This window comes from Microcystis sp. (assembly GCF_048564745.1).
GTDB lineage: Bacteria > Cyanobacteriota > Cyanobacteriia > Cyanobacteriales > Microcystaceae > Microcystis > Microcystis ichthyoblabe_A.
Genome location: NZ_JBLZRT010000178.1, coordinates 1 through 18,432, shown reverse-complemented (window position 1 = coordinate 18,432; position 18,432 = coordinate 1). Strand labels below are relative to the sequence as shown.

The 18,432-nt window shown below is 44.5% G+C and carries 16 protein-coding genes and 1 pseudogene; 9 read left to right on the top strand and 8 right to left on the bottom strand.

The annotated features are described in order from the left end of the window. Positions 1 to 462: Uma2 family endonuclease (locus ACOCD9_RS19190; protein WP_419548201.1), on the bottom strand; the 462-nt coding region annotated here is incomplete at its 3' end. A gap of 290 nt (positions 463 to 752) precedes the next feature. On the opposite strand from ACOCD9_RS19190, the gene ACOCD9_RS19185 reads away from it, so the two are divergent. The 5 genes from ACOCD9_RS19185 (at position 753) to ACOCD9_RS19165 (ending at position 7,378) form a co-directional block, all read left to right on the top strand. Next, entirely contained in the window at positions 753 to 2,672 is a 1,920-nt protein-coding gene (locus ACOCD9_RS19185) for a long-chain fatty acid--CoA ligase (protein WP_287704097.1), read from the top strand. A 61-nt stretch (positions 2,673 to 2,733) separates the two neighbouring features. Then, entirely contained in the window at positions 2,734 to 3,183 is a 450-nt protein-coding gene (locus ACOCD9_RS19180) for a YlqD family protein (RefSeq protein WP_002782037.1), read from the top strand. A gap of 246 nt (positions 3,184 to 3,429) precedes the next feature. Further along, positions 3,430 to 4,794 carry a DUF3370 domain-containing protein gene (locus ACOCD9_RS19175; protein ID WP_419548200.1) on the top strand — a complete coding sequence of 455 codons (1,365 nt, stop codon included), beginning with the start codon at positions 3,430 to 3,432 and terminating at the stop codon, positions 4,792 to 4,794. 226 nt (positions 4,795 to 5,020) lie between these two features. Next, a complete protein-coding gene (locus ACOCD9_RS19170) occupies positions 5,021 to 5,911 on the top strand; it encodes a hypothetical protein (RefSeq protein ID WP_419548199.1) in 891 nt (296 codons plus the stop codon). A gap of 18 nt (positions 5,912 to 5,929) precedes the next feature. Then, positions 5,930 to 7,378 (top strand): family 10 glycosylhydrolase, encoded by a 1,449-nt coding sequence (locus ACOCD9_RS19165; RefSeq protein ID WP_419548198.1) that lies wholly within the window; start codon positions 5,930 to 5,932, stop codon positions 7,376 to 7,378. 6 nt (positions 7,379 to 7,384) lie between these two features. Here ACOCD9_RS19165 and ACOCD9_RS19160 read toward each other — a convergent pair whose 3' ends face one another. From ACOCD9_RS19160 to ACOCD9_RS19140, 5 genes are all read right to left on the bottom strand, one after another. Then, positions 7,385 to 9,607 carry a GumC family protein gene (locus tag ACOCD9_RS19160; RefSeq protein ID WP_287704090.1) on the bottom strand — a complete coding sequence of 741 codons (2,223 nt, stop codon included), beginning with the start codon at positions 9,605 to 9,607 and terminating at the stop codon, positions 7,385 to 7,387. A gap of 117 nt (positions 9,608 to 9,724) precedes the next feature. Continuing rightward, entirely contained in the window at positions 9,725 to 10,939 is a 1,215-nt protein-coding gene (locus ACOCD9_RS19155) for a polysaccharide biosynthesis/export family protein (RefSeq protein ID WP_419548197.1), read from the bottom strand. Positions 10,940 to 11,093: 154 nt separating this feature from the next. After that, on the bottom strand, positions 11,094 to 11,840 hold the full coding sequence (locus ACOCD9_RS19150; RefSeq protein WP_287704088.1) for a cyanoexosortase B system-associated protein: 747 nt from the start codon (positions 11,838 to 11,840) through the stop codon (positions 11,094 to 11,096). Beyond that, positions 11,833 to 12,738 carry a cyanoexosortase B gene (crtB, locus tag ACOCD9_RS19145; RefSeq protein ID WP_419548196.1) on the bottom strand — a complete coding sequence of 302 codons (906 nt, stop codon included), beginning with the start codon at positions 12,736 to 12,738 and terminating at the stop codon, positions 11,833 to 11,835. Before crtB ends, ACOCD9_RS19150 begins: the two co-directional genes overlap by 8 nt. Before the next feature lie 37 nt (positions 12,739 to 12,775). Then, positions 12,776 to 13,915, bottom strand: a complete 1,140-nt coding sequence (locus tag ACOCD9_RS19140) for a DegT/DnrJ/EryC1/StrS family aminotransferase (RefSeq protein ID WP_419548195.1) — start codon at positions 13,913 to 13,915, stop codon at positions 12,776 to 12,778. 264 nt (positions 13,916 to 14,179) lie between these two features. Between ACOCD9_RS19140 and ACOCD9_RS19135 the strand changes: the two genes are divergently transcribed. Continuing rightward, positions 14,180 to 14,794, top strand: coding sequence for a molybdenum cofactor guanylyltransferase (locus ACOCD9_RS19135; RefSeq protein WP_419548194.1), 615 nt, complete (start codon positions 14,180 to 14,182; stop codon positions 14,792 to 14,794). Here ACOCD9_RS19135 and ACOCD9_RS19130 read toward each other — a convergent pair. Continuing rightward, a complete protein-coding gene (locus ACOCD9_RS19130) occupies positions 14,747 to 16,012 on the bottom strand; it encodes a DnaJ domain-containing protein (protein WP_419548193.1) in 1,266 nt (421 codons plus the stop codon). The genes ACOCD9_RS19135 and ACOCD9_RS19130 overlap by 48 nt on opposite strands. 105 nt (positions 16,013 to 16,117) lie before the next feature. On the opposite strand from ACOCD9_RS19130, the gene ACOCD9_RS19125 reads away from it, so the two are divergent. Continuing rightward, positions 16,118 to 16,669, top strand: a complete 552-nt coding sequence (locus ACOCD9_RS19125) for a transcriptional repressor (RefSeq protein WP_002737956.1) — start codon at positions 16,118 to 16,120, stop codon at positions 16,667 to 16,669. Positions 16,670 to 16,673: 4 nt separating this feature from the next. On the opposite strand, the gene ACOCD9_RS19120 is transcribed toward ACOCD9_RS19125, so the two are convergent. Then, a complete protein-coding gene (locus ACOCD9_RS19120; protein WP_046663438.1) occupies positions 16,674 to 17,096 on the bottom strand; it encodes a SufE family protein in 423 nt (140 codons plus the stop codon). A 329-nt stretch (positions 17,097 to 17,425) separates the two neighbouring features. Between ACOCD9_RS19120 and ACOCD9_RS19115 the strand changes: the two genes are divergently transcribed. Then, a complete protein-coding gene (locus ACOCD9_RS19115; RefSeq protein ID WP_287704080.1) occupies positions 17,426 to 18,103 on the top strand; it encodes a DUF3782 domain-containing protein in 678 nt (225 codons plus the stop codon). Positions 18,104 to 18,126: 23 nt separating this feature from the next. After that, a pseudogene (locus ACOCD9_RS19110) lies at positions 18,127 to 18,297 on the top strand (Uma2 family endonuclease); the annotation flags it as partial. Positions 18,298 to 18,432: the final 135 nt, after the last annotated feature.

The following is an 18,432-nucleotide window of genomic DNA, read 5'->3' as shown; positions in this document are numbered from 1 at the left end:
ACCCTGTTCACCCCGTCGAAAAGTTTCCACTCGTTGGTGTTTACTATTCACTAAGACATATTCCTCTAAACTTTCTAGAGTTTGATAATCATTAAATTTATCCCCCCTGTCAAAAGCTTCTGTAGAATCGGAGAGAACTTCAACAATCAATTTAGGAAAACTTTTGTAGGTAGCAGTTTCCCTATCTCTGTCATCGCAGGTGACAAGAATATCAGGATAATAAAAGTGATTGCGTTTCTCTAATCTGACTTTTACATCGGCAAAATAAACCCGACAATCGGAACCCCGCAAATGATTACGAATAATTGTGTATATATTCCCCGAAACAATATTATGAGTATCCGTCGTCCCTGCCATGGCGTAAACTTGTCCATCGATATATTCATGTTTAATGGGACTGGTTTCTTCAAACTGAAGATATTCTTCTGGAGTGAGATTATTATAGTTAGATAAAGCAATCATCGTTTTTTCTGCTAGTTACAACTAATTAAGTACCTAAGCAAAATTAATTATACATCTAAGCCGTTAGCCTTTTCCGTAATCAGTAAGCAGTATTAAGTAACAGTACATTCCCTGATTACCGTTCACCTTTCACCGATAACCGAAAAGTCTCCTCTCTCCCAGTCTCAACTAGGAAATTAACTTTGCAGGACTAGATACCTGTTGAAATAGTGTCTAGGAGAACCAGCAAAAAGAGCCTAGAATGGTTAATCTATATGCTATTACCCTTGTAACTCTCTATAACTACTGCTATGACAACCCTAATTGACTATTCAAATATTCAATCTTTACCCGAAGTTTGGTCAATAGTTGCCCAGCGTTTCCCCAATATTATCGCCCTGCACGATCCCCACAGTAAACCAGAAGTAATTATCACCTATCGGGAACTTTATCAACAAATTCAGCAATTTGCCGCCGCTTTACAAGCATTAGGAGTCACAGAAACCGAAAATGTCGCTTTATTTGCCGATAATAGTCCCCGGTGGTTTATTGCCGACCAAGGTTCCATGGCAGCCGGGGCCGCCAACGCGGTACGATCTGCTCAAGCAGATGCAGAGGAATTAGCCTATATTCTGGCCGATAGTGACAGTCAGACGCTGATTGTCGAAAATAACAAAACTTTAGGCAAATTGCTGGCGAAAATCCCTGAATTGCCCCTAAAATTAATCGTGCTGCTCACCGACGAAGACCCCGCTACTGGGGCGATTTCCGTGCAGACCTTAAATTTCAAGCAACTAATGGCGATCGGGGCTGAGAACACCCTTAAACCCATCACCAAGAGCGAAAATGATCTGGCTACCCTCATCTACACATCGGGAACGACGGGACAACCAAAAGGGGTGATGTTAAGTCATGGCAATCTGCTGCATCAGGTACGCAACTTAAATGCTATCTTTCAACCGGATCCAGGCGATCGAGTTTTAAGTATACTACCTTCATGGCATTCCTACGAGCGCAGTTGTGAGTATTTCAGTCTAGCTCAAGGTTGCACCCAGATTTATACCAGTATTCGCACTTTTAAGCAGGATTTAAAGCAATTTAGTCCGCAATTAATGGTGGGAGTTCCCCGTCTTTGGGAATCTCTTTACGAGGGTATCCAAAAGCAATTTAGCGAACAATCGGCCACAAAACAGAAATTAGTGCGATTTTTGCTAGAAAAGTCGGAAAATTACGTTATTGCTAAACGTATCGCTGATAATCTCAGTCTAGATCATCTTCACGCTTCCCCCGGAGAAAGACTAAAAGCAAGAATTCAATCCCTCTTACTCTATCCCCTCCATGCCATCGGTGACAAGCTAGTTTATGGCAAAATTCGCCAAGCAGTGGGAAATAAAGTTAAAATCTTGGTTAGTGGCGGTGGTTCCTTAGCCAGACATCTAGATACTTTCTATGAGATTGCGGGAATCCCGATTTTAGTTGGTTATGGACTGACAGAAACTTCTCCCGTCGCTACCGTCCGTCGTATCGATCATAACCTGCGCGGGTCTGCCGGTCGTCCCGTCTTTCAGACAGAAATCTGTATTGTCGATTTACACAGCAAAGAAGTCTTACCGACAGAAAAACACGGTTTAGTCTTGATTCGCGGTCCGCAGGTGATGCAGGGGTACTATAAAAAACCCGAAGCAACCGAAAAAGCGATTTCTCCCGATGGTTGGTTTGATAGCGGTGATATTGGTTGGTTAACCGCTGCCGGGGATTTAGTCTTAACCGGACGGGCCAAAGATACAATTGTTTTGAGCAATGGTGAAAATATCGAACCGCAACCGATTGAAGATGCTTGTTTACGCAGTCCCTTTATCTCCCAAATCATGCTAGTGGGACAGGATCAAAAAGCTTTGGGGGCTTTGATTGTGCCTAATCTTGATATACTGGCCAATTGGGCCCAAGAACAGAAACTATCCTTAAATTTACCCGATGCTCACAGCGATCGCTCAACGATTCTTTCTAGCGATCTCTACAGCAAAAAAGTCTTAGCTCTCTACCAACAAGAATTAAAGCGCGAGGTGAGAAATCGGCCCGGTTATCGTACCGATGACCAGATTAAAACCTTTGAGTTAATTTTAGAGCCTTTTTCCCTAGAAAACGGCATGATGACCCAAACTTTAAAGATTAAACGACCGGTAGTAACGCAACGCTATCGCGATATGATTAACGAGATGTTTGCCAAGTAAATATTTCTGGCAAATATTCCCTAAACCCTTGACAAAAAAACCTTTTTAGGATAAGCAAATCATGGATGACGCACAAACCAGTTTATTACTGAAGCGCCCGGTGACAATTAAAGTCATCGTGACCCCCCGCTGGAAAGAAGAAGCACAACAGCAATTACAAGCACAAATGGTGCAAATTGACGCACAAATTCAACAATTAGAAAGCCAAGGACAAAGAGCGATCGCCGAAATTCAGCGTCAGAGTCTGATCCCCTTACCCCCCGCGGCTGCCCAACAGATTGACAATATTCAAATCCAAGTCAATCAACAGAAAAGTGAGTTTCTCGAACAAAAAAACCAGTATCTGCAACAACTGCAACAGGTACAACTCTTGGAACTCAATCAAGAAGTCGCCCAAGCACAACTAGAAAGCTTTTTCCGCGTCGAAAAAGGCGATAACTTAGTAGCCAAAATGAATGTGGAACTCGTCCTTAGAGATGGCATAGTTGAGGAAATTCGCGGCGAAATTTAAAGCTAGGATGAGCAGTTACGGGTCATTGTCAACTTAACGGTTAAAATCGGCAATAGCAAGGGTTTTTCTCCCTTGCTCACCCGAAAAACCGCCCTAGCTCACATCACCCCTGACAGGACTTGATCAGACCTTAAAAATATATTAAGATTCTTTATCGATCGCCGGGACAGACTCGCCTATATTGTTGTATAACTTCATCTCTCCATCGACTCACCCTTAATTAGATCCTATAAATATAGAATCTCTATGCTTTCTTTCTTACCCACTATTCTTTTAGCTCAGTCCGCCTCGGTTCTGCCCCAGATAGAGAGGAAATTAGTCACCCAATATCAGCAAGTGCGTCAGTTGCCCGGTCAATTGAATGACGTTCTAGTTTTTAATAGCAATAGTCCCGAAATCGTAGAAAAAGAGGGAATTCTCCTCTCCACTTTCCCCGGCAAAGGAAAACGTTTTCCCGTCGCCCATCTCAATCATCCCCTACAAGGACGTTTTGACGTTTTCACCCACCACATCGCTCGTCAAACCGATCCCGAGCGCGACTTACACCAGGGCCTGATCGTTACTAATCCCACCTCCAGAAACCTGGTTATCCGCATCCTGCAAGGAGTCAGTTACGTCACCTCCGCCGATGCCCCTTTTGTCGATTTACCCTCTCTGGTGGAAGATCCCAATGGCCGGGTTTTTTCCGGTCCCGGTTCCCGTTTAGCCAGCGATATCATGCGTCGTCGCCATGATACCCAATTTCCCACCCAGATCGTCATTCCCCCCGGCCAAAGTCGGATGATCTTCGATCTGATTATCCCCAGAAGTAGCGCCCGCTCGACCCTCCTCCGTCTCTACAGCGATGGACCGGTCTATATGGCCAATTTAGCCCTCTACGAAGTTCCCCAAAAAGTCAAAATTGAAGATCGGGAAATAGAAACCTTTCGTCCCCCTACCCTAGAGGAATGGCGTACCCTATTAGTTAGAGGTGATTTAGCCGCTCCTCGCGATTTTCCCCCCACTCCCCCCGATCAATGGTCCCCCGGAAGAAGAAATTTTTATGGTCGCGTCGCCGGAATTTCTGTCGGTTCGGAATGGGCAACCCGCATTGTCGATCCCAAAGGGGGAATTAATCTCACCATTCCTCAACCCGGTCAAGCTTTTGCCTATCCTTTAAGTACGGTGACAGCAGCTACTTTCGGAACCAGACAAATTCAAAGCGCCCCCATGTTAGTGCGTTATCCCGATACGGCTTTCAAAGCTCACGGTAACTACGGTGTTCACTACTATCTGACTTTACCTCTATATAACAACACTAGCAAAACCCAGGTGGTGGCTTTGAGTATTCAAACTCCAATTAAAGAAGACAATTATCTCGATCGCTTGTTATTTGTTGAACCCGTCCAGGGACCGGTATTTTTCCGGGGTGCAGTGCGCGTTACCTATCGTAACGAACTGGGACGCACCGAGGAACGTTTTTTCCATCTCGTTCAACGGGAAGGACAACAGGGAGAAGCTTTAGTACAGGTGGAACTTCCCCCTGGAGCCAGACGCGACATTAATCTCGATTTTCTCTATCCCCCCGATGCCACCCCCCCCCAAGTTTTGAGCGTTAAAACTTTGCAATAGATAGTTTTTCTCGAAAAGTTAACGGCTGATTGTCGGTAAAAATAAGTAAGATAAGTAGGTGGGTATTAAAAACTTTCAGATTCCCCCCTTAATAAGGGGGATCCCCCCGCCTTCGGCTTCCCCCCTTATCAAGGGGGGCTAGGGGGGATCGAACCTAAAATCCATTTTAAATTTAATTATAACCAGCTACTTACACTGATATTAATCTCTCTCTGGGAATTAGCCGATGGATATTAGCAAAACTTGCTTTATTTGCTGCTTATTATCTCAATTTTTGGGCAATGCAGCCGCGAGTTTAGCCGTGACTAAACTGGATTTTGATACCGGTCAACCCCTAAGAAATCAAGTGATTAAATCGGGGAAAATTAAGGTGCAAGTTAGCTATCAACCCATCGACCTAAATGAGAGAGTTGATGACAATTCTGATGTTAATAATGTTTCTTATAAAATCTTTTATAATGAGCAACTTTATCAGGAAAATAGCGAGTATAGTGCCTTTGGTTCTGGCTATGTCGAATTGAGAGATTTAGATAATAATGGCATCGATGAGATTATTGTCTCCACCTATAGCGGCGGCGCTCACTGCTGCACATCTTTGGTAATTTATACTTGGCAAAAAGATAAATTTATTAGAGAAGAAACGGGGTTTTTAGATGGTAGTGGTGGTTCCTTTGAAGATTTAGATGGAGATAATAATTATGAATTTGTCACCGTTGATAATGCTTTTTTATATGCTTTTAGTTCCTACGCCGCCTCTTTTCCTCCCTCGAGAATTTATAGTTTTCAACAGGGTAAATTAGCAGATGTCACTAGAAAATATCCTCAAGAATTAAGAAAAACTTTAGCAGCAATGCTGAAAGCCTTTCAGTTAGCTAAAAAAGAAAAAGCTGAAGTTAATGGCATTTTGGCTGGTTATGTGGCTCAAAAAATTCTCCTAGGAGAATACGAAGAAGTTTGGCAATTTCTTCTCACTAATTACGATAAAAACTCCGATTGGGGACTAGATATCTATGGCGAAAGTACAGTGATCGGCAAATATCCAGACTTTCCCACTGCTCTGAGCGCTTTTCTCCTGAAAAATGGCTATTTATCTGAAAATAAAAACAATAAAAAATAGCAAACGCTGTGAACAACTATGTTAAAGAAAGTTAATTATCTGCGATCGCTATCTTGTTTCCTTGCTACAATTCTCTGGATTAGTCCTCTAGGGATTAACTCTAGTCTCGCTGTCAATGATAATTGTCAACTGTCCGAATCAGAAATCCAACAACAAGAAAATCTGCGTCAAACTTCCCCCCAAGAATATAACATTTTAGTACAGAAATATGCTGAACAATTGCGCTTTTGTCGTTCCCGACATTGGTTACAGGAACAGGCGATCTGGTTACGTCTCTACTCCTGTGATACCCGTCCAGGATCGATAGAAAGTATCCTCGATCGCATCGTGGCCAAAGGTTATAATACAGTTTATCTGGAAGTTTTTGCCGATGGTCAAGTCCTATTACCTCCTAACAATAATCCCACCGTTTGGGATAGCGTCATTAAAAATTCCAGTGCCGGAAATGTGGATTTATTAGCACAGGCGATCGAACAGGGACATAAACGCGGTTTAAAGGTTTATGCTTGGTTATTTAGCCTCAATTTTGGCTATGCTTATAGCTTGAAACCCGATCGACAGGAGGTGTTGGCACGCAATGGTAAAGGACAGGATAGCACCTCTTTTGTCGATGATCGATCCCAAACTTTTGTCGATCCCTACAGTAATCAAGCGCGACAGGATTATTTAATTCTCCTAGAAGCCATTTTACAACGTCGTCCCGATGGAGTTTTATTTGATTATATTCGCTATCCCAGAGGAACGGGAGTCGATTCCGTTGCTGATGATGTCAAAGATTTATGGATTTTTAGTCCGGCATCCCGACAAGCTTTAATTAATCGAGGATTGAATAATAAGGGCAAATTTTTAATCGATCGCTATCTGACTCGCGGGAAAATTTCCCCCGATGATATCGTCGAAGCCGATCGCCTTTATCCCCAAGAAACTGCCCCTCTTTGGCAAGGAAGAATCCCTTTAGAAGAGGAGATGAAACAATCAGTTAAAAGCCGTTTTGATCGTCTCAAATTAGAACTTTGGTTCCTAGCGGTTGCCCATGCTGCCCAAGGTGTCATTGATTATATTAGTTATTTTTCTGCCCTAGTGGAACGTCAGGGAATTCCCGCCGGAGCAGTGTTTTTTCCCGATGGTAATCGTCTTGTGGGTAATCAAGGTTTTGATTCCCGTTTACAAGCTTGGGATAGTTTTCCCGCTTCCCTAGAATGGCATCCCATGTCCTACGCTAATTGTAACGATACTACCTGTGTAGTTAATCAGATCAAAAGAGTAGTGGCAAGCAGGGGAAATCAAACTCCTGTTATCCCAGCTTTAGCGGGTTTATGGGGACAACCCTATAACAATCGCCCCTCTTTAGAAGTGCAAATGGAAGCGATTCGCATCGCTTTTCCCACCATAGATAGTATCAGTCATTTTGCTTTTTCTTGGCAAGAACCACAATTCGATCGAGCCAGAAGATTTTGTCAAATGTAACCGCGTTTACACCTCCACTTTCACTTCCTCCACCTCTGTTTGTCCCTGTGTTGAGGGAACTATCAAAGCTGGCAGTTCTGGTTCGGCGGTTTTGAGAGTCATTGTTATATCGACGTAGTTAATCACCGCCCCTAAAATTTTCACTTCCGCTTCTATTAACTGGTCAGTTGCTTCACTCAAGAGACTAGAACGAGTTATGGCCGGGCGCGTTACCAGAATAATTCCGTCCGCTAGTTCTTCTAAGAGCAGCGCATCATTACAGCTAGACAGGGAAGGAGTATCGACAATCACCAGATCGAAACGGCCGCGAGAATCTTTGAGAATTAATTGTAATTCGCTCGATTCAATGATAGCTGCCGCTTGTTTTTGCGGACCGGGACTAGGCAAAATGGAAAGGTTTTCAATATTTGGGGCCAGACGGATCGATTTACTTTTTGCCCCGTAGTACAGTAGGGGTTCTGAGAAAGAATTAGGATCGGGAATGACTCCGATTTTTTCGGCTTTGGAAAGACTTCTCAGATCTCCTTCTACTAACAGAGTCCGTCGCCCCGCTAAAGCTGCAGCGATCGCCAGATTGTAGGCAGTGGCGGTTTTACCTTCTTCACCAGTAATACTGGTGATAACAACCACTTTCACCGTTTCGCTGCTGCCAATGCGTCGCAGGGTACTGCGTAAACGTTCGTAGTAGGGGAGATAATTGGCATCAGCATCGACGAGAATCGGCTCGATTTCCTCACCCTCTAAATTCCGGACAATCGGCAATTGTCCCAAGAGGAGTATATCCCGACTAATCAAAGCCTCCCGCAATTCTTGCGGACTGTGCAGGCGATCATCGATTACTGCTAACAGCAGGATCGTACCCAATCCAGCTAAAGTTCCCAAACCAGCACCCGCCAAGAGAATCAAGGTACGATTCTTGCGGTTAAACACCTGTTCGATCGGTTCAGCAACTGGCGGTTGGGCGACGGTGAGACTACCCACGGTTTCCGCTTCTGCGGCCTGAGCATCCACCAGAGAATTGAGAATATTCTCGTAGATACCCCGTTGAAAGGCGACGGCTTGGGTTAAACGAGCTTGCTGTAGCTGTTTATCGGGGAATCTCTCGTATTGGGAGCGCAATTGCTGTTCCTGAGTCACTAAGGATTCTAATTGTTTCAGTAAACCCTCGCGCTGAGTTTGCAGGGTGACTAATTGACCCGCTAGTTGTTGACGGGCCGTATCGAGATTACTTTGCTGACGGATGCGATTGCTGGGAATAGCGGTCAGGACACCATCTTTTCCGATCACCTCGGCGGCCCTTTTTTGTAAGAGAGACTCGTTAACTTCCTGTTGTTTACGTAATTTAACTACGGTGGGATGTTCAGGACGTAAATCCTTCTCTAGTCGCTCCAATTGGGCTTCTGTGTCCAAGATCTGCGCTCGGATACTGGCAATAATCGGGTCGGCACTAAGGGCCGAGGATGTGTAAGCCTGATCGGGGGTTAAATCGAGTTGTTTACTCAGACTATCAATTTGTCCTTGAATACCTTGCAGTGCTAGGCGAATTTCTCGCTGTTGCTGTTGACTACTGGTGATAGCGGTGAATAAACTCCCATCTTGAATCGCCAATAAATCTGAACCCTGGGTACTAATGTAGCGATAAAACTTTTCTTCGGCTCTGGTTAAATCTTTTTGGACTTCGTTAAGCCGAACACTGAGAGCTTCTATGCGGGCGCGTAACTGGGAAGTATTAATCCAGCGACTGTATTCCACCATTTCCTTCATCAAGGTTTCGAGAATTAACTCCGCCTTGGTCTGGGAATCGGCTGTTAACTCTAAAAGCACCTCTTGGGGTTGGTCGGTTGTTGTAGGCCGATTGGCATTATTGTTTTGTCCCTCCGCTTCACCCGGGAAGGTAATTTTTAAATCTTGATCGCGAATTTTAACGATCTGTTCTTGATTAAATTGCAATTTTTGGGCTGTATTGATCAATACCCGGGGAGATAGCAGTAAATCGCGATCGATAGCCCGCCCTTGTTCTTGCAGTTGGGTTCCCGTACTGGTAAAAGCGGGCGGCGGCACCCGATAGGCTAGTTGTCCTACCGCCCGATAAAAGGTAGGGGGTTTCTCCGGATCGGGGAGAAGAGCAAAGATCGCAGAACCGCCTAAACAGACGAGGAAGACGAATATTCCGACAAATTTGTTCTGATCTAGCGAGATGAGAAATCGTTTAACAATTGGTGCAGCCATAGCTTTTTAATATATTCCCAGATTTTTTACATTCTAGCGGTCAAGAGTTATTCTCGGCCTTGAAATCCTAGCTTATGAAGTTGTGTTAAGGAGTGAGACGAGCGAGTTGCCCGTCAATTATCGGAAGTTATCGAATTGATTGCTAATGTCGAGAATTGTATTGGTAAAACTGGAAATATCCCGGATGGGTTGGGTAATAATATTAAAAGCGGCGAAAATCTCCCCTAACAGGGTGCGGGTGACGATAATTACGTCCTGATCTTCTAAGGGGACATTTTGGGAGATATCTCCCCTAACTGCCGCTATCGGACTCAAAGTTTGACTGACAACTCCCCCTTTGGCACTATCAAAACGGAGCAGGGACACTTCATTGACATTAATCCGCAGGCGATCGGAAACCGGTAAACTAGCCACTACATCAAGGAAGGTACTGCCATTAGGAATCGAAACATTTCTCAGGGAAATTCCTGAAGGAATTGAGGGAGCTAAAACCCTGACGGTGATATTCTGCTGGGCGAGGGTGGTTCTAGCCACCAGTGTGCGATTATATCCCGTCTCTTGGCCGACTTCTAACTTGGAAACAATCACGGCATCACCTCCTTGCAGACGCAGATCTGGCAAGGGTTCCCCTTTAACTAAGGGAGTATAAAGGTCAAGTTTCTCCTCTAACACTGTACCATCGACTAAAACCCGACGGACAAGGATCGAACGCAGATCTGATCTAGGAGTGCCACCACCCGCCGCCAAAATTACCTGTGCTAGGGAAGTATTAGGAGCAATACTATAAAACCCCGGTCGCTGTACCTCTCCCAGAATGGTCAACTGGACGGGACGGGCAGTGGTTAAAACAGCAATGACTTCTGGTTCCTCCCGCAAGTATTTTCGCCCCAATTCGAGGCGGATTTTAGTTTGCACTTCGTCTAAAGTCAAGCCAAGTACCGGAATACGCCCTAAAATCGGCACCAGAAAATTCCCATCAGGATCCACTGGCCCCGTGGAATTAAATTCGGGAAAATCGGGAACCGAGACAGTAATTTGATCGCCGATATCGAGTCGATAGGCCTGAATTTGTCGGGATTGGGGATTATTGGGAGAGTAAACCGGAGGACTGTAGCCAGCGGGGGGAATCGTGTTTTCAGGAAAGGTGGGATTAGGCGGTTCGGGGGGTAAAAATTCCAACCCAGTTCCGGGTTGAGTCTGGGGTATGGACAAAGGACCCTGGGCCTTGAGGCTCTCGGAGTGAATTACCCATAAGAACCCTGTCAGGCTCAACCCTGATAAGGCTATAACCCCAGTTCTGAAGAAACTAACTGGCAAAAACTTGTTGAGCATTGGTGGAATCATACAGTTCTATCAATTTTTGGGTTCTAACGATGATAATTTATTTTCTGGGAGTTATCTAGTGGGAGAGGAACAAAGCAGCTATTAAGGGCTAGAAAAGTTCCTTGAGCTAGTTTGTTCAAAGAGATGGTTAGCAGCAGAAAAATTACTTTTCTTTTTTGCTCTGAGGCACGGAAGTTAATTGACTTAAGACATTTTGTTCTAAGTAACTCTGCACTTGCGTGGCGAGATTGAGAGCAAAGGGGGTGAGAGTTTGCAGTTCTTTTGTCGGGTCTAAGGGAATCATCAAGGAAACGGCTATCCAAGGTACTCTCTGTCTTTTTAATTGCGCCCATTGGTCAAGCCAATACCACACTGAGGGGTCGTAATGACCACCACCTAGCCAAGCATACCACTGCACCACGGCAAAGGTGTTTTGTGTCCAAGCCCGATAGAATCGCGCAGTGGCCTTTCCTCCTGACTGGGTGGGAATTGATAGCTCGGTTGTTTCCCCCTGATTCCAACGACTAATAGAACCGATATCCGACCATTCTAACCCCGGTTGATTTTTATAGTAAATCTGTGGCTTCAAAAGCACGGTTATCCTCTTGCCATCAGGACTTTCCACCACTTGTATCGACCATTTTCCCTCACCGATTTCACCTTGGATCCGGTCGGTGGTTTTCAGGTCAGAGAACTTGATTCCCGATTCTTGTAGGGCCAGCATTTTCTGAATATTACCGATTCTCGGTTGCTCCAGCCAAGACCACTGGCCAGAAATTAAATTGGGTAAGATACCCCCTAAAATCAAAATCAGCAGCAAGCACAACAGCAGTAAATAATTACCCGGTAGCTTTTTTTTGATTTTATCTAACACTAAACTTACCTCGGCCGGAATTTTTTGACTAATCACCCTTGTTACCTTCCTCTTGAGCTAGGGACTGTTTCCTGACTACCTCGCGATACTGCATGATTTGGAAGACCAAGAGGATGAGTAATAACATAAAGACGGAGTATAAATCGCCCCCCCAGCCATCGTGGAGTAATTTAAAGTTTTCCTCTTGTCCTGTGCCGTGAAACCAAGCTAAAAGCGCGTTACGAACGATGTTAGCTCCGACACTAATTCCAAAGGCACTGAGAAGCATAAAGCGGGTTTTACGACCGTTTTCGATAGTATCAGTCCAATGGAGCAGCAGCAGCGTGACGTAGAGACTGGTGAATAACATTTTCAGCCCGGCACAGTAGGGAGCGACTTCCACCATCCGACCTTCTACCGCTACATAAACGCCGTCAACGGAGACATCTAGGCCTGCTTGCTGGAGAATAAAACCAGCGCAAGCGGCAATAAAAACCTGTAGGGGTAAGGTATAGGGAGTAATCAGGTAGGGGATAGGATTAGGAGTCGCTAAAGCCGTTAAAAGTAGGGGAAATCCCTGTAATTTAAAACCTTCCTTTCCTTTTAACCAGAGACAGATTCCCGCTAACATAATCGGGAAAGACATACTAACCCAAAGGGAGGAGCCGAGGAGATAAAAAATCGCTCCTAGGGTTAACAAAAACGCTCCGAGGGGGTGGGAGCGATCTTCGAGGCGTTGCCATTTTTTGCGATTCTGCCAGACAATATAGGCGGCGTAGGGAAGGCCAATCAAGCCGTGGCTAAAGTATTCGTGTTCGGTGCTGATCGATTTATTCAGCCAACCATCGTACCAATGAAAGATCACTGGACCATAGATAACCGCCAAGAAAGCGATAATCAGCCAAGATTGCCGATTTTTGCGGGAGACGGGCGATAGGGAAGGACTAATACCCATAGGACAGAGCGATTTAGTGACAAATTCTGAATTTATGTTACCCGATGATCGCAGTAATCTGTTCAACTACGATTGCAATTTGCTCCTCGCTGATACCAGGGTACATGGGGAGAGAGACAATTTCTTCACAGAGAATCTCTGCATTAGGAAAGTCTCCCTGTTGATAACCCAGGTAGCGATAGGCCGGTTGCAGATGACAGGGAATCGGATAATGAATGCCAGTTTGAATACCGACGGCAGTTAATTTTTCTTGCAGTTGTTGGCGATCAACGGGACAATGGGGGAGAATGCGAATAACGTAGAGATGATAGACATGACCGGTTTCGGTTTCGTCTCGTATGGGTAAAATGCCCTTATCGGTTAAAGGAGCCAAAAGCCGGTCGTATTGTCTTGCCGCTTGATGACGGGAGCGATTCCAGCCTTCCAGATGGGGTAATTTAACGTTTAAAATGGCGGCTTGTATGCTGTCTAAACGGCTGTTAGTGCCGATATCAGTGTGAAAATACTTGCTCGGTGCGCCATAATTTCTTAAACTGCGGGCTTTTTGGCTAATTTCAGGATCATTGCTCACTAACATCCCGCCATTGCCAAAAGCGCCTAAATTTTTACTGGGATAAAAACTAAACCCCGCCGCCACACCGATGCTGCCGGCGCGATAACCTTCTCTACTGGCTAAATGGGCCTGGGCCGCATCTTCAAAGATAATCAGATTATAGCTGCGGGCAAAATCCTGTAATTGTTGGGGTGATACCATCTGTCCGTACAGGTGTACTGGGAGAATGGCGCGGGTGTTGGGGGTAATTTTTTGGGCGGCCGCCGCGAGGTCAATTAAGGCCGTATCGAGGTGACAATCAACTAAAATCGGTTTGGCTCCCGCTTGAATAACACCCATGAGGGTGGCGACAAAAGTATTAGCGGGGACTAGCACTTCATCCCCAGCACCGATGCCGTAAGCTTGTAAAGCCAGGGCAAGAGCAGCAGTGCCAGAAGCTACTCCCACAGCATACTCGACTCCGCAAGCTTGGGCGAAGGCGGTTTCAAATTCGGCTAAAGCTTGGCCTAAAACAAAATCTCCCCGGTCGATAACTGTTTGGATTGCCTCGGCAATTTTTGCTTGTAGGGGCTGATTTTGCCAAGTCAAATCGACAAAGGGAACTTTGATTAAATGGGAACTCATCTATTGCTTGTTTACGGAGACATTATTAATTATCAGGAGACTAGCATAGGTTTGAGCAAGTTGCCTAGATTTGTAGGCTCTCTTGTTCTTTCTGTCTTCTTCTCCGTGTCCTTTGTGCCTCTGTGGTTTATCCTTAATCCTGCAATTGGGTTTTTAAAGTTAGATTGGGAGTTAATCCTACTATTAAAAACGGATTTGGTCTAATCTGCGATCGCCGAAAAGATCGTGATTAATCATCGTCTTTTTCCGATATAATTGGTGATTATGAGTGATTTTCCCGCTTTAACGGCGTTAATTCTGGCTGGTGGGCAAAGTTCCCGCATGGGACGAGATAAAGCTTTGTTATCTTTTCAGGGTGTCTCTTTTCTAGAGAATACTTGTTTAATTGCCCAAGATTGTGCAGTACAAGTGTCTGTGATCACGCCTTGGCCAGAACGTTATGAACTTATCATTCCCCAATACTGCCGGATAATCAAGGAACCTCTCCCCACTAGGGGGCCTTTATTAGCCTTTGCCTTGGCATTAACTTTTGTATCAACCGATTGGGTTTTATTGCTCCCTTGCGATTTACCTTTATTAACCTCCTCAATTATGCAAGAATGGTCAAGATTATTAGCCACTGTACCAGAAAATGCCATGGCTTTGGTTCCTCGGTGCGGCAATCGTTGGGAACCTCTCTGTGCTTTTTATCATCGTCGTTGTTTAGCATCTTTGCAGACTTATATTAAGCAGGGGGGAACTTCTTTTCAAAAATGGTTAAATGTCTCCGTGGTGGAGGAATTAATCATCGATAATTCCGAGATTTTATTTAACTGTAATACCCCGGAAGATTTAGAGATAATAATAAACTCCCCAGATGTTGACAGTAAGAAACCCTAGCACAAAAGGGACTAAAAGTAAAGATATCGGCCAAGGAATGTTGGATAAATGGCGATAACCATAGTAGAGCATTCCGGTTAGATAACCGCCGGTTACACCGATAATTGCGCCGATAATATCGCCATTTATGGATAAATAGGAAGTGAGCCAAATGACGAGGGAAAAGGGCAAAATTATCAGGCCACCTAAAAATATATCACCAGTGAGACTACCATATTTATTACTTATTTTTCTGCCTAACCAACTAGATAAAGTCAGAATAATAAAAGGAAATACTGCCCAGCCTAATAACAGTAAAAACTCAGATTTAACTGTCCAGTTTTGCCAAGTCAAAGTGATAAAAACACTGCTGATGATTGCCGCCAATACCCCCGTAGCTAAAGCCTGATTACGGTTGGACTTTAAAAAAGCCTCTGCCAGACCGGTCTTGGGTTTGAGCAAAGATAAAAAAGATATTTTCAGCAAATTAAAAACAATAAAAATAGTTTTTGACCACTTGATTGATTGCCGTTGTCGATAACTTTTCTGAGAGTCTCTTAACTTATTTTCAATGGCATGATAGCGGCGAAAATTTCCCTGTTGCTTGAATTTCTTGGCCGCTATTTGGAAATCTTTTCGTGCTGCCGGCAGTTCCGAGAGTTCCTCTAGAGCCAATCCTCTTTGATAATAGAATTGGGGGTTATCTGGGTCAATGGCGATTGCTTTGCCATAAGCTTCTAGGGAGGATTGGGTGTAACCGAGTCGTTGACGGGATAAACCGAGGTAATAGTAAGCTTGGGAACAATCGGGTTTTAACTGCAAAACTTGCCGACAATCGCTTAAAACTTGCCTATCCTGCTGATTATGGTAGTAAACTTCCGCCCGTTGCAGATAGGCCTGCCAAAATTGCGGATTAATTGCGATCGCTTGCTGGTAAAATGCGATCGCTAGTTGATAATTTTTCTCTTGAGCGTAGTGCCATCCCTGTTGATAAAAATCCTCGGCACTACGGTTAAAAGTGGGTATTTCTGGGGATAAACTGCGATCATACTCTTTTCTTTTGTCTTTATCGCTCAAAACCCGATAAGCTTGTTCAGTTTCGCGAAATTTTGCCCCTGCCTCTGGATCATTGGGATTATAATCGGGGTGATATTGCCGGGCCAGACGACGAAAAGCGGCTTTTATCTGATTATTACTGGCATTACGGGGAATTTGCAGGATTTCATAGTAATTTTTCATACTTGAATGGGGGGAGAATTTTCAACTACTGAAAATTGTTGCCAATGGCTCGCCGAAACGACTATCATTGTCAATTAAATAGCTTTTATTGAGAGTCGATCGCTTATGTCTGCCTACACTGCTTCCTCCCTGAAAGCGGAACTCAACGCGCGGGGGTGGCGCTTAACTCCCCAGCGAGAGAAAATTCTGCACGTTTTCCAGAATTTACCGAAAGGCAATCATCTCAGTGCTGAGGAATTGCAGGAATTACTGGACAAACGGGGGGAAGGAATTAGTTTATCGACGATTTACCGCAGTGTTAAACTAATGTCGCGGATGGGAATTTTGCGGGAGTTAGAATTGGCCGAGGGTCATAAACACTACGAACTCAATCAACCCTATCCCCACCACCATCATCATTTGGTCTGTATTCAGTGTAATAAAACCATCGAATTTAACAATGATTCTATTCTCAAACACAGTCTCAAACAGTGTGAGAAAGAGGGTTTTCAATTAATTGACTGTCAGTTAACGGTGATGGCCATCTGTCCGGAAGCTTTGCGGATGGGTTGGCCGTCGGGAATACCGAGTAATTGGGGTTGTACCCGTTCGCTGGTGGATACTCGTTTCCAAAACTGCGAGATTCCCGAATCAAAGGAACCGGAACCAGAAAACTAGACATCTAAGCGGACATTCCCAACTGAAAACCGAGAGCTTTTTTCTGCATTAATTGGAAAATATTATAAAAGCCGTTGGCGCGGGAAGGAGTAAGACTGACTTTTAAGCCGGTTTCTTCGATAAAATCCGGGGTGACTTGCAGGATTTCCGTGGGAGTCAGTCCATTTAACCCCTCAATTAACAAAGCAACTAAACCCTTGACTAATTGCGCGTCGGAATCGCCTTTGTACCAAACCTGGCCATTTTCGAGGTCGGCAGTGATATAAACTTGGGATACACAGCCATGAACTTTATTAGCGGGTATTTTGGCAGATTCTGGTATTGGTTCTAGTTTTTTAGCAAAAGCTAGTAATTGTTCGTATTTTTGCTTAGGATCGGTACGACGTTTGAGGCGTTCGACGATGCGATCGAGATTAGACGGGAGCATATTGCGAGTTAAAATAAGAAAAAATTAGCCAATAGCTTTTTTATATTAGCATTCTCGCGGAAGTTGAGTGCTGTGGTTATCGCGGCTAGGACTGCCTTGGTCAGAGGGTCTGGAGGCTATCTGCTAGAATTGGCATCAATCAAACACCACGCTTGCAGGGGCATTCATCCGATATTTTAGGTAAATTCCAGAAAAAAACCACCCTAAACCCCGCATTTGTCAAGTATTTTAAATAATTCTTAATATTTCTTTCCGTTTTGCTCTCTGGCTCTCGTCCGGCTTCTCGACGGAATCGCTAAAATGATCAGGGGTGTTTTAGAGGCACGTCTATGAATGAACCGGTAACTCTTGAGGATATTTACCAGCTATTCCGCGCTTCCGCCGAGGAATATGATCGCCGGGCTGAGGAATATGATCGCCGGGCTGCCCAATCCAAGGCGGAATATGATCGCCTGGTTGCCGAATCCAAGGCGGAATATGATCGCCATAGAGTCGAAATAGAGAACCTCCTGGCCGAATCTAAACTAGAAAGCGATCGCTCGATGGCAGAACTGAAACGCACCGTAGAACGAACCAGCAAAGCGGTAGATAGTCTCACCACTCGCTGGGGTCGATTTGTGGAAGAATTGGTAGAACCGGCGGTTTTACGGCTTTTTCAGGAAAAAGGCATTGATATTAAGGAAGTTTATCCCCGCGCTAGAGTCAAGCGTCAGGGCATCGCCATGGAAATTGATATTCTAGCGGTAGATGATACCGATCTCGTGGTGGTGGAATGTAAATCTAGATTATCTAAAGATGATGTGGATGAATTTATCGAAAAATTGACCCGCTTTAAAATCGCTTTTCCCCATTATCAAAACTATCAAGCTTACGGTGCGGTGGCGGGAATTGAAATCAACGAGGGGATCGATCGATACGCTTATAAAAAAGGTCTATTTGTGATTAAACCCTCCGGGGATACGGTGGCCATTATTAATGATGCCGACTTTCAACCGAATACTTGGTAATTTCCCTAGTCAGAACAATTGCTATGGTTAACCTTTCCTACAATAAAAATCGCCTTCTTCCCAGTGCCGAAGAATTACCCTGTTCTGACGAAACAGCCGTGGATAACCAGTTACAGAACGATATTCCCAATCTATTACTCAGTTTACTAGCATTTATTTGGGCGGAGCGGGATGATTGGTATTTTGGTGCTGACAGGGGGACAAGCAAGCTGAAAAGCTTATGTAGCATGGAATACAGATACAGACTCCAAAAAAAGATAAGTCATATTTACCATATATGACCTAAATAACGAAAATGATAAGTGAACTATACCAGAAAGTGTTAGAAA